The 12,813-nt window shown below is 58.6% G+C and carries 14 protein-coding genes; 9 read left to right on the forward strand and 5 right to left on the reverse strand.

Annotated elements, in window-relative coordinates:
• Positions 1-100: 100 nt before the first annotated feature.
• Together METLA_RS0116795 and msrB are read right to left on the reverse strand one after the other, a co-directional pair.
• The gene (locus METLA_RS0116795; protein ID WP_024299649.1) at positions 101-1,405 is read right to left on the reverse strand and encodes a M18 family aminopeptidase; all 1,305 of its coding nucleotides are present in this window, start codon (positions 1,403-1,405) and stop codon (positions 101-103) included.
• A complete protein-coding gene (gene msrB, locus METLA_RS0116800) occupies positions 1,402-1,797 on the reverse strand; it encodes a peptide-methionine (R)-S-oxide reductase MsrB (protein ID WP_024299650.1) in 396 nt (131 codons plus the stop codon). Before msrB ends, METLA_RS0116795 begins: the two co-directional genes overlap by 4 nt.
• Before the next feature lie 150 nt (positions 1,798-1,947).
• Between msrB and METLA_RS0116805 the strand changes: the two genes are divergently transcribed.
• The 9 genes from METLA_RS0116805 (at position 1,948) to METLA_RS0116850 (ending at position 9,430) form a co-directional block, all read left to right on the forward strand.
• Positions 1,948-2,523 carry a DUF2058 domain-containing protein gene (locus METLA_RS0116805; RefSeq protein ID WP_024299651.1) on the forward strand — a complete coding sequence of 192 codons (576 nt, stop codon included), beginning with the start codon at positions 1,948-1,950 and terminating at the stop codon, positions 2,521-2,523.
• A gap of 143 nt (positions 2,524-2,666) precedes the next feature.
• The gene (locus tag METLA_RS0116810; protein ID WP_152539472.1) at positions 2,667-3,089 is read left to right on the forward strand and encodes a hypothetical protein; all 423 of its coding nucleotides are present in this window, start codon (positions 2,667-2,669) and stop codon (positions 3,087-3,089) included.
• A gap of 242 nt (positions 3,090-3,331) precedes the next feature.
• Positions 3,332-3,694 carry a DUF2782 domain-containing protein gene (locus METLA_RS0116815; protein ID WP_024299653.1) on the forward strand — a complete coding sequence of 121 codons (363 nt, stop codon included), beginning with the start codon at positions 3,332-3,334 and terminating at the stop codon, positions 3,692-3,694.
• Between the two features lie 25 nt (positions 3,695-3,719).
• The gene (locus METLA_RS23300) at positions 3,720-3,881 is read left to right on the forward strand and encodes a hypothetical protein (RefSeq protein ID WP_198408479.1); all 162 of its coding nucleotides are present in this window, start codon (positions 3,720-3,722) and stop codon (positions 3,879-3,881) included.
• A 1-nt stretch (position 3,882) separates the two neighbouring features.
• Positions 3,883-5,556 carry a gamma-glutamyltransferase gene (gene ggt / locus METLA_RS0116825; RefSeq protein ID WP_024299654.1) on the forward strand — a complete coding sequence of 558 codons (1,674 nt, stop codon included), beginning with the start codon at positions 3,883-3,885 and terminating at the stop codon, positions 5,554-5,556.
• An 18-nt stretch (positions 5,557-5,574) separates the two neighbouring features.
• Positions 5,575-6,255: a 4'-phosphopantetheinyl transferase family protein gene (locus METLA_RS0116830; protein ID WP_024299655.1), complete on the forward strand. Its 681-nt coding sequence runs from the start codon at positions 5,575-5,577 to the stop codon at positions 6,253-6,255.
• Positions 6,256-6,422: 167 nt separating this feature from the next.
• Entirely contained in the window at positions 6,423-6,695 is a 273-nt protein-coding gene (gene pqqD / locus METLA_RS0116840; RefSeq protein ID WP_024299656.1) for a pyrroloquinoline quinone biosynthesis peptide chaperone PqqD, read from the forward strand.
• Positions 6,673-7,800, forward strand: coding sequence for a pyrroloquinoline quinone biosynthesis protein PqqE (gene pqqE, locus METLA_RS0116845; protein ID WP_024299657.1), 1,128 nt, complete (start codon positions 6,673-6,675; stop codon positions 7,798-7,800). The genes pqqD and pqqE overlap by 23 nt, the downstream gene beginning before the upstream one ends.
• Before the next feature lie 28 nt (positions 7,801-7,828).
• A complete protein-coding gene (locus METLA_RS0116850; protein ID WP_024299658.1) occupies positions 7,829-9,430 on the forward strand; it encodes a tetratricopeptide repeat protein in 1,602 nt (533 codons plus the stop codon).
• A gap of 70 nt (positions 9,431-9,500) precedes the next feature.
• Here METLA_RS0116850 and METLA_RS0116855 read toward each other — a convergent pair whose 3' ends face one another.
• The 3 genes from METLA_RS0116855 to METLA_RS0116865 all read right to left on the reverse strand — a co-directional run bounded on the left by METLA_RS0116855 (position 9,501) and on the right by METLA_RS0116865 (position 12,650).
• Positions 9,501-10,073, reverse strand: a complete 573-nt coding sequence (locus METLA_RS0116855) for a UbiX family flavin prenyltransferase (protein ID WP_024299659.1) — start codon at positions 10,071-10,073, stop codon at positions 9,501-9,503.
• Between the two features lie 13 nt (positions 10,074-10,086).
• Positions 10,087-11,055, reverse strand: coding sequence for a prolyl aminopeptidase (pip, locus tag METLA_RS0116860; RefSeq protein ID WP_024299660.1), 969 nt, complete (start codon positions 11,053-11,055; stop codon positions 10,087-10,089).
• Positions 11,056-11,177: 122 nt separating this feature from the next.
• Positions 11,178-12,650, reverse strand: coding sequence for a helicase HerA-like domain-containing protein (locus tag METLA_RS0116865; RefSeq protein WP_024299661.1), 1,473 nt, complete (start codon positions 12,648-12,650; stop codon positions 11,178-11,180).
• Between the last annotated feature and the right edge of the window lie 163 nt (positions 12,651-12,813).

The following is a 12,813-nucleotide window of genomic DNA, read 5'->3' on the forward strand; positions in this document are numbered from 1 at the left end:
GTCAGTCAGTCAGTAACCGATGGCCGATAAATCGAACGCGTCATCCAGTGGAATGCAGGGCAGGGCTTTGCCCGGCGGTGGCGTACGTGCAGTAGGAGGCTTAACCCATAAAAAACCGCTTCAAGACCCGTATCATATAATCGTGATCCAACACGCCCGCGCTTTCGCGGAGGCTGTGCATCGCCCACATCGGGCAGCCGATGTCGACGCTGCGGATGCCGAGCTTGGCCGAGGCGATCGGCCCGATCGTGCTGCCGCAGGGCAGGTCGCAGCGGTGCGAGTAGCGTTGATAGGGAACGCCGGCTTCCTCGCACCAATGGATGAAGCGTGCGGTGGAGATGCTTTCGGAGCTGTAGCGCCGATTCGCGTTGGCCTTGATCACCGGGCCCTTGTTCACGAAGACCTTATGATCCGCGTCGTAGGCCGAAGGGAAGTTGGGTTGATAGGCATGCGCCATGTCCGCGCTGATCAAAAAGCTTTGCGACAGCGCACGCGCATGGTCCTCGCGGTCCGGTGACGTCGCGATGCTGATCCGTTCCAGCACATCGGTCAAGAAGCTGCCGGCCGCGCCGATGTGGCTTTCGCTGCCGATTTCTTCGTGGTCGAAGAACGCGCAGACCAGCGTGCTTTCGGCCTGATTCAGGATGTTATCGTCGAGCAGGGCTTGCAGTCCGGCATGGCAGGAGGCCAGGTTGTCGAGCTGGCTGTCGGCGATGAATTCCTGGTTCGCGCCCCAGAGCGCGCCTTTCTGGGTGTCGTAGACGGCCAGATCCCAGGACAGTACTTGCGCGGCGCCGATGCCGACGGCCTGTTCCAGCAAGGATAAAAAATAAGGCTGCGGCAGTTGTTCGCCGGTCAATTGCGCGAGCAGCAGCGGCAATTCGTTCTGTTTGTGCAGCTTCAGGCCGTCTTCGTTGACGCCACGGTTCATGTGGATCGCAAGATTCGGCAGACGCAACAGCGGTCGCTCGAAGCGCACCAGCTTGTGCGTGAGGCGTTCGCGGTCATCGACATAGCTAACCCGTCCGGCGAGGCTCAGGTCGCGGTCGGTAAAGGTCGCAAGAATCGGGCCGCCGTAAATCTCGACGCCGAGCCGGGCGATACCGTCACTCACTGTCGCGGGATTCGGCTTGACGCGGAGGCCCGGCGAGTCGGTATGCGCGCCGACGATGCTGAAGCCGGATTCGGCGGTCGCTTTGTGTCCCAACACGAACAGCACGATCGAGGAATCGTCGCGCACGACGTAATAGCGCCCGCCCGCATGCAAATCCCATTTGGCGCTTTCGTCGAGCCGGTTAAACAGAAATGCCTTGGCGGCGGTTTCGATCGAGGCGACCGCATGCCAGGGGCTCGGGCTCTTGTCGATGAAGTCCAGCAAATGCTGCGCGTGTTGTCTGGCGGTCATGATCTTTCCTGCAAATCCAGCGCGGCGGAATTGATGCAGTAACGCAGCCCGCTCGGCTGCGGACCATCCGTGAACACATGGCCGAGATGCGCGCCGCACGACTTGCAGGTCACTTCGACCCGGCGCATGCCGTGGCTGCTGTCGGCATGTTCGGCGACGCTGTCTGCGGATAACACATCCCAGAAACTCGGCCAGCCGGAGCCCGAATCATATTTGGTATCGGAATCGAACAATGCATTGCCGCAGCAGGCGCAGCGATAGATTCCCGGCGTTTTGCAGTCGTAGTATTTGCCGGTAAACGGCGGTTCGGTGGCTTTCAGCCGGCAGATCGCGAATTGATCGGGCGTCAATTTATCGCGCCATTGTTCGTCGTTATTTTTGTTGTCGCTCATGGTCGGTCTCCAATGCCTCGGTTCAGCCCATTGTACCCGCCTGGGGCCGCATCGCAAAACCTGCCGGCACGGCCGGGAAAATATCACTTTTTGACAGCAATCGAGACCCTTTATAATGAGGCGTATGATGATGTCATTGGGATGAGGTTTATGAGTCAAAAAAAATTATCGCTGCAGGAACAATTGTTGAAGACGGGGCTTGTGACCACCGCGCAGGTCAGGACCGCAAAGTCCGACAAACATAAACAGGTTCAGCAGCAGCGCCATAATAAGGTGGAGATCTCGGATGAGGGCAAGCGCATGGTGCAGCAGGCGCTTGCCGAAAAGGCCGAGCGCGACAAGGAACTGAATCGGCTTAAACAAGAGCAGGAAGAACGCAAGCAAATCGCCGCGCAAGTTCGGCAATTGATCGAAAGCCACCGTATCGCGATCGACGAGGGCGCGATCGATGAATTTGACGACAGCCAGGCCTATCATTTTACCGATCATAACAAGGTCAAAAAGCTGTTCGTGCCGAAAGCGATGCGGGATCAGATCAGCAACGGCAGATTGGCGATCGTCAGGCTGCGCAAACGCTACGAAGTGGTGCCGGTCGACATTGCCGGAAAGATCCGCGAGCGCGATCCGGCCTGTGTGATCGTGTGGAACGATGCCTCCGCTCAAGCGGTCCAACCGAGCGACGATCCGTATGCGCAATACGAGATACCCGATGATTTGATGTGGTAAGTCGTAGGCATGCTTATTGCCAGGAGTTCAGTTTTAATATCGGAATTGTAGATATTAATATCCAATAAATATCGATTGTCTGATCTAAAGCAGGGGCTCTATACTGGCAGGCAGGGGCTAATCATGTAATGCAAGGGGGGGCTATGATAATATTTTTTAGAAATATACCCATAAACACCAAGAAATATGAGATAGCGGCTTTCATTGAGCCGGCTTTTAACGATAGTTTCTTGGTCGGTTCCAGAACCAAAATATCTGTTCAAGACATTGAAATCCTGTCGATTCAGGATATAGACTCAAACGAACAGGAAAGGCATGCATTGGTCCAGGTATACCCTGATGAAGTGGCAAGGCGGCTGATCAAGCGCATCGATGGCGCGGTTTTCAAAAATACGCCCGTTTCGGCGCGCGAATATGTCAACCGTTCGTCATTGAATGACTCTAGAAATTCAGGCCCGAGTACAGCGGCTGAAATTCTCAACCGTCGCGTTGTGGATCGAAGAAGAAAGCCGTTGATGAACTCCTGGCAAAAAGATCCGATTCTAGTCCACACGGTAAGTGACTAACTACACGTTATCTGTATTGTTTTTAAAACGGCTCCAGTTTGCATTTAAACGCCTCGCATTCACAGAATTTGAACGTGGGGAGCCGCAGGACCTTCTAAAGCCCATGCAATAGCTGACTCAACTGAGTAAAATCAGTTTTTGCGTAGTGCTTAATGCAGGACGAAAGGTCGCAGTGATTTATTTGCAGCGAATTCGCCTGAACGATTAAGATAACCCGATTTTTGACTTTGGAAGCCGCCGCCATGCGCCGATTTTTATTCTTATTGTGTCTTGCACTGCCGGCCTATGCGGTGGACGAAAAGCCTCCCCGGGTGGAAGAAGGGTCCTCGCAGCTGGAAGATGCGCCCGAGGAGGTGCCCGAACCGCCGATGCCGGTACAGAGCGGCGAAACGCTGGAGCCCGACATTACGATCATCCGCAAGGGCAAGAATACGATCCAGGAATACCGTCATGGCGCCCAGCTGTATATGATCAAGGTGATCCCGGATGTCGGTCCTCCGTATTACTTCATCGACTCGGACGGCGACGGCAGGATGGACGTGCAGGGCAACGATCTGGACCGGGGCAATCAAATCAACATGTGGAAGATCCTGGAGTGGGATTAGTCACGCGGTGGATAGGCGATAAGCGATGGGTCTTAGACTAAAGCTGGTGATCGTGTTGGTTCTGCTGACCATTCTCGGCATCGGGCCGATGCCGGTGACCAGCGTGGTCGGCATCTATATCGTATTGTTTCGTCCGGCCTGGTTTAAACGCATGGTGTTGAAGCTGTACGATGAGCCGGATGCCTGACATGAAACGCCTGATCTGCCTGTATGCGGCGCTGTTGTTCGCGCCGGCGGCGCTACCGGCGAATGCTGTCGCACCCTCACCCCAGGCCGCGATCGCGAGCGCGCATCCTTTGGCGACGCGCGCGGGCTTTGAAATCCTCAACAAAGGCGGCAATGTGTTCGATGCGGCCGTGGCGGTCAGCGCGGTTTTAGCCGTGGTCGAACCGTCCGGTTCGGGGCTGGGCGGCGGCGGCTATTGGCTGCTGCACCGGGCCTCCGACGGCTTCGAGACGATGATCGACGGCCGCGAAAAGGCGCCGTTCGCCGCGCGCAAGGACATGTTTCTGGACAGCCGGGGCAAGGCCGATCCGAAGTTATCGGTCGACGGCGCGCTGGCCGCCGCGATACCCGGCATGCCGGCCGCGCTCGCGCATTTGTCCGAACGTTACGGGCGCCTGCCGCTCGCCGAAAGCCTCGCGCCGGCGATTCGGATCGCCGAAAACGGCTTTGCAGTCGGCCACAAATTCCTGAAGCTGCTCGGGACCCGGCAGCAGGTCGTCGGCCGTTTTCGCTCCTCTGCGCGCATCTTTTTGCCGCAAGGCAGGCTGCCGGCGCCTTTTTCGATTCTGCGCCAGCCGGATTTGGCCGCTACGCTCAAACAGATCGCCAAGTCGGGCCGGGACGGATTTTACCGGGGCAAGGTGGCGGCAAAGCTCGTCAACAGTGTCAGGTCTGCCGGCGGCATTTGGACCGAAGAGGACCTCGAATCCTACCGCGTCGTCGAACGGCGGCCGCTCAAGGGCAACTACCACGGCATCAAGATCACCAGTTCCCCGCCGTCTTCGTCGGGCGGCATCGTGTTGATCGAGGCGTTGAATGTGCTGTCGGCCTATGATTTGAAACAGGCGGACCCGGCGACGCGCAAGCACCTGATCGTCGAGGCGATGCGCCGCGCCTATCACGACCGCGCCTTGTACCTCGGCGATCCCGATTATGTATCCATTCCAGTCGAGCGCTTGTTGAACGCCGATTATGCGGCGGGCCTGCGCAGCACGATCCGCTTCGACAAGGCCTTGCCGAGCGCGATGTTGTCCGGGGAAGACGAACAGGAGGCGGAAGCGGCGAATACGACGCATTTTTCGATCATCGATCAGGACGGCAACCGCGTCGCGGCGACCCTGAGCATCAATTTTCAGTTCGGTTCCGGCTTCGTCGCGGAGGGAACCGGCGTGTTGCTGAATGACGAGATGGACGATTTCGCGAGCAGCGCCGGCAACGTCTATGGCCTGGTCGGCGGCGCGGCGAATGCGATACAGCCGGGCAAACGGATGCTGTCGAGCATGACGCCGACTTTTCTCGAAAACGAGCGCGGCGTCGCGGTGCTTGGCACGCCGGGCGGCAGTCGGATCATCTCGATGGTGCTGCTCGCAGCGCTTGACTACGCGGAGGGGCACGAACCCGCTTCGTGGGTCAGCTTGCCGCGCTTTCATCATCAATATCTGCCGGATGCGATTCAATACGAACCCGGTGCATTGAACGCAAGTGAAGTCAAAGACCTTGCCGCGAAAGGCCATCAATTGACCGTCGTGCCTGAACGCTACGGCGACATGCAGGCGGTACTCTGGAATAAAAAGACTCGCGAGTTGAGCGCCGGCAGCGATCCGCGCGGCGAGGGGATGGCTCTCGTTGGACCCTAGCATGGGCAGGATGCAACAATGACCCTCCATGTGCTGAATATCCGGTTCGGCAGGGTCTCAGCGCTTCCGGCCGAATTGCCGTATTACTGGCACCTGCTCGACAGCGACGAGCAGAGCCGCGCGCAACGCATCAAAAATCCGCAAAGGCAAGCGCGTCAGGTCGAGGCACAGGGACGACTGCGAATCATTCTTGGCAAAGCGATCGATATCGCGCCGGAACGCTTGCGGTTCGCCCGCCATGCCCACGGCAAACCTTATCTGCCCGATTTTCCGGATTTCGCTTTCAACCTCTCGCATACGGCCGACCGGATGGCGGTCGTCATCAGCCGCGGCTGCCGGGTCGGCATCGATATAGAATCCTGCAAACCCCGAGCGAATATGGACGCACTGGCCGATAAATGCTTCGGTGCGGAGGAAAAGGCGTATTGGCTGGCTTTGCCCGAAGCGGAGCGATTGCACGCGTTTTACCGCTTCTGGACACGCAAGGAAGCCTTCGTCAAGGCGGTCGGTCAAGGTATCAGTCTGGGGCTACCGCATTGCGTGATCGACCCCCTCAACCCCGAGAGGATGCTCGACGTACCCACGTCCTGCGGCCATGCCGGAGACTGGTCGCTTTCAGGATTTGCTGTGAGCGACGACATTTGCGGAGCGGTTGCGGTCGATGGGGCGATCGATCAGATCCTCATCAGGGCGCTTTGAATTCGGCGGGCCGGACGGCCGGCTTTGAAGAATCGTCCATTGAATTATTTGACATTTTGGGCCCGGTCAGTATGCTGCCTGTTTCCAACAGCATCGAAAGCATGCTGGCGGCGGATCAAAAAAAGACCGCCGCCTAACTTCCACACAGACAGGCGCACACATTGCCAATGAGTATCAATCCCGAACAACCGATCAAATTTTCGCCCATGCTCCGCCTGCAATGGGAAGAAGCTCAGCAAAAATTCGTGATCCTTTATCCCGAAGGCATGGTCGAACTGAATCAAAGCTCGGCCGAGATTCTACAACTGTGCGACGGCGCGCATAACCTCGGCCAGATCGTCGGCGAGCTGGAACAGAAGTTCCAGGCCTCGGGTCTGATCCACGACATCACCGCTTTCCTCGACATCGCTTTAAAAAATGGCTGGATTCAACAACACTAAGATTACCCCGCCGCGCTGGCTGCTGGCGGAACTGACCTACGCCTGCCCGTTGCAGTGCCCGTATTGCTCGAATCCAATCGATTACAGCCAATACCCGTCCGAACTGACGACCGAGGACTGGAAGCGCGTGCTCACCGAAGCGCGCAAGATGGGCGCGGTGCAGCTCGGTTTTTCCGGCGGCGAACCGCTGACCCGCAAAGACCTGGTCGAGCTGGTCAAGCATGCGCGGGAGCTGGGTTATTATTCGAACCTGATTACCTCGGGCTACGGCATGACCGAGGAAAAAATCGTGCAGCTCAAGGAAGCCGGGCTCGACCATATCCAGGTCAGTATCCAGGCCAGCACGCAGGAGTTGAACGACCATATCGCCGGCACCGCATCGTTCGAACATAAGAAGGAAGTCGCGCATCTGGTCAAGAAACACGGCTATCCGATGGTGCTCTGTGTGGTGATCCACCGCGAGAATATTCATCAGATGCCCGAAATCCTGGCGATGGCCGAGGAGCTGGGCGCCGACTACCTGGAACTCGCGAATACGCAGTATTACGGCTGGGCGCATGCAAACCGCGATTTGTTGATGCCGACCCAGGAGCAGTTCGAAGAGGCCGAGGCGATCGCGCAGGCGTTCAAGGAAAAGGTCGCGGGCAGGATGAAAATCTATTACGTGGTGCCCGATTATTACGAAGACCGCCCGAAAGCCTGCATGAACGGCTGGGGCACGACCTTCCTGACGATCGCGCCGGACGGCATGGCGCTGCCTTGTCACGCGGCGCGCGACCTGCCGGGGCTCGACTGCCCGAACGTGAAGGACTACAGCATCGAAGAGATCTGGAACGAATCGAAAGCGTTCAACTTCTTCCGCGGCGACGACTGGATGAAAGAACCCTGCCGCAGCTGCGACGAAAAAGAAAAAGATCACGGCGGCTGCCGCTGCCAGGCCTATCTGCTGGCCGGCGACATGTACGCGGCCGATCCGGTGTGCAGCAAGTCGCCGGATCATCATTTGATCGAGGAGGCGATCGCTTCGGCGAGAGACAGTGCTTTAGCGGTCAATGAAAAACCGCTGATTTTCCGGAATAGCAAGAACTCGAAGCTACTTTCCTGACGGTTGGCTCCACTTAGCGCGGATTCTTGTGAAACCCCAACTGAAAATTCCGAAACAGCCGCAGCCTTCCGAATTGCAGGCCCTGCATCAACTTTACCAAAGCGGCCGTTTGCAGCAGGCCGAGGTTCAGGCGCAGGCATTGCTCGGCGCCTATCCGAAAGCGCCGGTGTTGTACAACATCATCGGACTTTGCCAGCAAGGGCAGGGGAGATTGCGCGAGGCGGCGGCCAGTTTCCGGAAGCTCCTGGCGATCGATCCGAACATTGCCGAAATCCATTTCAACCTGGGCGTGCTGCAGACGCAGCTGAACGATCAGAAGGCGGCGGTCGCCTGTTACCGTAAGGCCTTGCAACTGAAGCCGTCGTTGCCGTCCGCGCATTTCAATCTGGGCGCGCTGTTGCAGGGACAGGGATTTCTGAAGGAGGCGGCGCAGCATTACCAGAAGGCCGTCGATCTGGAGCCGCGTTTTTTTGAGGCGCTCGGCAATCTCGGCGCCGTGCAGCAACTGCAAGGAAGGCTCGAAGAGGCCGAGCAATGCTACCGCAAGGCGCTGGCGATTCAAACTGACGCGCGCGGCCACTTCAATCTCGGGACGGTCTTGTACGGGCTGGGGCGGCATCAGGATGCGGTCCTGGAGTTTCGGGAAGCGGTCAATCTCGATCCCGATTTTGCCGATGCCTGGAATTCGCTCGGCGAAACCCTGCGCGACCGCGGCGAGATGGAAGAGGCGGTGCGCTGCTATGAACGGGCATTGGCGGCAGAGCCTCAGCATGGCCGGGCGCAATACAACCTCGGCGAGACGCTCTGCCTCGCCGGCCGTCTACATGACGCGATTCCCTATTTCGAAGCCTCCGACTTTGCCGACAGCAAGGAGCGGGCGCTGCAATGCCTGTACAAAACCGGACAGTTCGAGCCGTTCAAACAACGCTTCGACCAACTTGCAGCCCAGTCCAAGCATCATTCGGTGCTGCTCGGCGCGCTGGCGGCCCACTATGCGACCAACTTCGGTCAGCAAAATGCCTATCAATTCTGCAAAGAGCCGATGGACTATGTGCTGCATACGCGGATCAATGAACTGGCCGCGCCCGATAGCCCGCTGCTGCACGAACTCTTGCAGGACATTCAGCATCTCGCGATCGCGGAAAGAAAGCAGGGGCGGCTGTATTACGGCATGCAGTCCGCCGGTAATTTATTGCTGAGATCGGAACCGTCTTTCCAGAAGCTGGCCGCGCTGATTCGCCAGAAAATTGCGGAATACCGGCAGCATTTTGCCGGCAGCCGCGAGGAAATCATCAAGGCCTTTCCGCACCGGGTCGAATTTACCAGCTCCTGGTATTTAAGGATGAAGCAGGGCGGCTATCTGACCTCGCACATCCACGAGGAAGGCTGGATCAGCGGCTGCGTCTATCTGAAGCTGCCCGAAAGGATAGCCGGTCACGAAGGCAGCTTTGCCTACAGCACCGACGGCGACGATTATCCGAGGCTGCATGACAATTTTCCGAGCCAAATCGTCGATCAACAGGTCGGCGATCTGGTGTTGTTTCCTTCCTCGTTGTTTCATCGCACGATTCCGTTTCATTCGGACCAGGAGCGGGTTTGCGTGGCGTTCGACGTGAAGCCCGCAGCGTAGGGCACGCATTGCGTGCCTTTTCGAAGTCTCGACCTGCCGGAAAGTTTTGGAAAGGTGCGCGGTGCGCACCCTACAATCCTGCCCAAGGCGTGTAGAGCCCTTCGACATTCGCGCCGAACATATCGAGCACCCGCCCGACCGTTTCATCGACCATCGCGGCCAAGGAGTCCGACTTGCTGTAAAAAGCCGGCATCGGCGGAAACATGATGCCGCCCATTTCGGTGACGGTCCCCATATTGCGGATATGCATCAGATTCAGCGGCGTTTCGCGCGGCATGATCACGAGGCGCCGCCGTTCTTTCAGCACCACGTCGGCAGAGCGCGAGATCAGGTTGTCGCCGAAGCCGTGCGCGACCGCGGCGAGCGTCTTCATCGAGCAGGGCGCGATGATCATGCCTTCGGTCTTGAAACCGCCGCTGGCGATGCTGGCGGCGATGTCGCTGATGCCGTGGGTCACGTCGGCCAGGCGATACAGATCGGCGCGCTTCATGTTCATCTCGTGCTTCAGATTCACCACGCCGGCATCCGAGATGACCAGGTGGGTCTCCCATTCCGGCTGCGGCTGCAAGTGTTGCAGCATCCTGACGCCATAGACCGCGCCGGTCGCGCCTGTCATCGCAATGATCAAACGTTTTTTCTGCATGGGGATTCCTTCCTCACACCCCGGCGGCGACACGGGACGCCAGTTGTTCCGCAAACCGGTCGGCCGCGCTCACCAGGGCGTCGATCATCTCCTCGCTTTGGGCGATGTGGGCTGCGTTCGGCAGCACGATCATGTCGGCCTCGGGCAGGGCGTGTTGCAGGCTGAACGCGGCTTCGATCGGGCAGACCAGGTCGTTGCGGCCGTGGATGATTGCGGTGGGAATACCGTGCAGTTTGTTGCAGTTGTCCAGAATCTGGTTTTCCTCGATGAAATAGCTGTGTTCGGCATAATGCAGTTCCATCGCGGCCTGCTGGACCATTTGCTCGGTCACATGGCTGTTTTCGTCGGCCTCAAAAGCGTTGCCGAGCGCGACTTGCCCGCCCCAGGCCGACCATGCGCGGGCGACCCGGCGCTGGGCGATCTCGTCGTCGCCGGCAATCGCTTTGCAAAGCCCTTGCAGCAGATTGACCCGGTCGCGCGAGGGGATGCTTTCGTAGAGAAGTTGCCATTGTTCGGGATAGATGCGTCCCGCGCCGTTTTTCAGAAACCAGTCCATATCCATCTGCCGCGCCAGGAATACGCCGCGCAGGATCATGCCGAGCACCCGGCCCGGATGCTGCTGGGCATACAACAGCGCCAGCGCGGCGCCCCAGGAGCCGCCGAACAGCAGCCATTGGCTGATGTTCAGATGGATGCGGATGCGCTCCATGTCGTCGATCAGATCCTGCGTCGTGTTGTTCTCGATCTCGCCGAACGGCTTCGACTGGCCGCAGCCGCGCTGATCGAACAGAATGATGCGGTAGAGTGCCGGATCGAAAAAGCGCCGATGATCGGGTTTGGTGCCCGAGCACGGGCCGCCGTGCAGGAAAATGACCGGAATGCCTTCGGGATTGCCGCTTTCCTCGACGTAAACCGCATGCTGGCTGCCGGTTTCAAGATAAAAAATAGGGTTGGGGTCGATCTCTGGGTATAACGTTTTCATGCGGTAAGTGGGTTAAATTCCCTTCTGCGTAGGGTACGCTGCGCGTACCGTTTTGATAAAACTTGCCGGGTTTTCCGGGGTATGAGTCCGAGGCGAGGAGAGGCCTGGCGGATTTTTTCATGTCAACGCCGCCCGCCCAGCAACGACCCCAACACCCCGCGGACGATCTGCCTTCCGACCTGACTGCCGATGCTGCGCGCGGCGCTTTTGAGCAGCGCTTCGGTCGCGGTTTCGCGGCCGCGGGTCTGCCGTGGAGAGCCTGTCTCTTTCCGGGTAACCTTGGCTTGAATGTCTTCAAGGTCCGCCGCGCTGGCCAGCTGCTCTTTTTGCTTGAGCAGTTCGTAGGCCGACTCGCGGTCGACCGCCTGGTCGTAGCGGCCTTTGAACGGCGAGCGGCTGAGTAAGTCCTGGCGCTGCGTATCGGTCAGCGGGCCGATCTGCGATTCGGGCGGGCGAATGAAGACGCGTTCGACCGGCGTCGGGCTGCCGTCATGATCGAGCACCGAAACCAGTGCCTCGCCTTTCTTCAGCTCCAGGATCGCGGCCTCGGTATCGATGGCCGGATTGGCGCGGAAGGTGCCGGCGACGCTCTTGACGACCGCCTGGTCTTTCGGCGTAAACGCCCTCAGCGCATGCTGGATCTTGAGCCCGAGCTGGCCGAGAATGTCTTCCGGCACGTCGAGCGGGCTCTGGCTGATGAAATACACGCCGACGCCTTTCGAGCGGATCAGCCGGACGATCTGCTCGATCTTGTCGGTCAAGGCTTTCGGCGCTTGTTCGAACATCAGATGCGCCTCGTCGAAAAACAGCACCAGCTTCGGCCGCTCGGCGTCGCCGGCCTCGGGCAGGTTTTCGTACAGTTCGGCGAGCAGCCAGAGCAGGAAGGTCGCATACAGGCGCGGCGACTTTGTCGTCAACTCGGTCGCGTCCAGGATGCTGATCACGCCGTTGCCGGAGAAGTCGGTCTTGCAGATGTCCTCAAGATTCAGCGCCGGTTCGCCGAAGAAGCTTTCGGCGCCCTGCTGTTCGAGCACCAGCAGTTGCCGCTGTATCGCGCCTAGGCTGGCGGAGGCGATCGTGCCGTATTCGGCCTGCAATTCTTTCGCATGCTCGCCCATCCAGGTCAACAACGCGCGCAGGTCTTTCAGATCGAGCAGCAGCATGCCGTTATCGTCGGCGATTTTGAAACCACTGTAGAGCACGCCGCTTTGGGTGTCGTTCAGCTCCAATAAATTGCTCAGCAACAGCGGCCCCATGTCGGCGATCGTGGCGCGCACCGGGTGTCCGCTTTTGCCGAACACGTCCCAAAATACGGCCGGATTGCCGCGCGGCTGGAAGCCGGTCACGCCGGTCAGTTGCACGCGTTCGTTGATTTTGTCGTTGATTTGGCCGGGCTGTGCGATGCCGGACAAATCGCCCTTGATGTCGGCCAGAAACACCGGCACGCCGATCTTCGAGAAACCTTCGGCCAGGATTTGCAGGGTCACGGTTTTGCCGGTGCCGGTCGCGCCGGAAATCATGCCGTGCCGGTTGGCCATCGCGGCATTCAATAAGACCTTGACGCCGTTCTGTCCTCCGATAAATAATTCCTGCATGGTGAGGCCTGCTAAGAGTCGTGTGATGAGCCATCGTAGCACAGCCCCATCTTGCAAGAAAGCGGCGCTTCCTCTATAACTATTACCAAACTATTAACGCCTGGCCGGGAAAAGTTTGTTTCCGAGTTCGGCAGGGCATATCCAACACTGTCATCAGGGAAAC

The organism is Methylomicrobium lacus LW14 (assembly GCF_000527095.1).
In the GTDB taxonomy this organism is placed as follows: Bacteria; Pseudomonadota; Gammaproteobacteria; order Methylococcales; family Methylomonadaceae; genus Methylomicrobium; species Methylomicrobium lacus.

What these genes read in the sequence shown, in the direction of transcription:
- METLA_RS0116810 (WP_152539472.1), top strand. Translation starts at nt 2,667, where the DNA reads ATGATAATATTTTTTAGAAATATACCCATAAACACCAAGAAATATGAG.
- pqqE (WP_024299657.1), top strand. Translation starts at nt 6,673, where the DNA reads ATGGCTGGATTCAACAACACTAAGATTACCCCGCCGCGCTGGCTGCTG.
- pqqD (WP_024299656.1), top strand. Translation starts at nt 6,423, where the DNA reads ATGAGTATCAATCCCGAACAACCGATCAAATTTTCGCCCATGCTCCGC.
- METLA_RS0116795 (WP_024299649.1), bottom strand. Translation starts at nt 1,405, where the DNA reads ATGACCGCCAGACAACACGCGCAGCATTTGCTGGACTTCATCGACAAG.
- METLA_RS0116815 (WP_024299653.1), top strand. Translation starts at nt 3,332, where the DNA reads ATGCGCCGATTTTTATTCTTATTGTGTCTTGCACTGCCGGCCTATGCG.
- METLA_RS0116865 (WP_024299661.1), bottom strand. Translation starts at nt 12,650, where the DNA reads ATGCAGGAATTATTTATCGGAGGACAGAACGGCGTCAAGGTCTTATTG.
- msrB (WP_024299650.1), bottom strand. Translation starts at nt 1,797, where the DNA reads ATGAGCGACAACAAAAATAACGACGAACAATGGCGCGATAAATTGACG.
- METLA_RS23300 (WP_198408479.1), top strand. Translation starts at nt 3,720, where the DNA reads ATGGGTCTTAGACTAAAGCTGGTGATCGTGTTGGTTCTGCTGACCATT.
- METLA_RS0116855 (WP_024299659.1), bottom strand. Translation starts at nt 10,073, where the DNA reads ATGCAGAAAAAACGTTTGATCATTGCGATGACAGGCGCGACCGGCGCG.
- ggt (WP_024299654.1), top strand. Translation starts at nt 3,883, where the DNA reads ATGAAACGCCTGATCTGCCTGTATGCGGCGCTGTTGTTCGCGCCGGCG.
- pip (WP_024299660.1), bottom strand. Translation starts at nt 11,055, where the DNA reads ATGAAAACGTTATACCCAGAGATCGACCCCAACCCTATTTTTTATCTT.
- METLA_RS0116805 (WP_024299651.1), top strand. Translation starts at nt 1,948, where the DNA reads ATGAGTCAAAAAAAATTATCGCTGCAGGAACAATTGTTGAAGACGGGG.
- METLA_RS0116830 (WP_024299655.1), top strand. Translation starts at nt 5,575, where the DNA reads ATGACCCTCCATGTGCTGAATATCCGGTTCGGCAGGGTCTCAGCGCTT.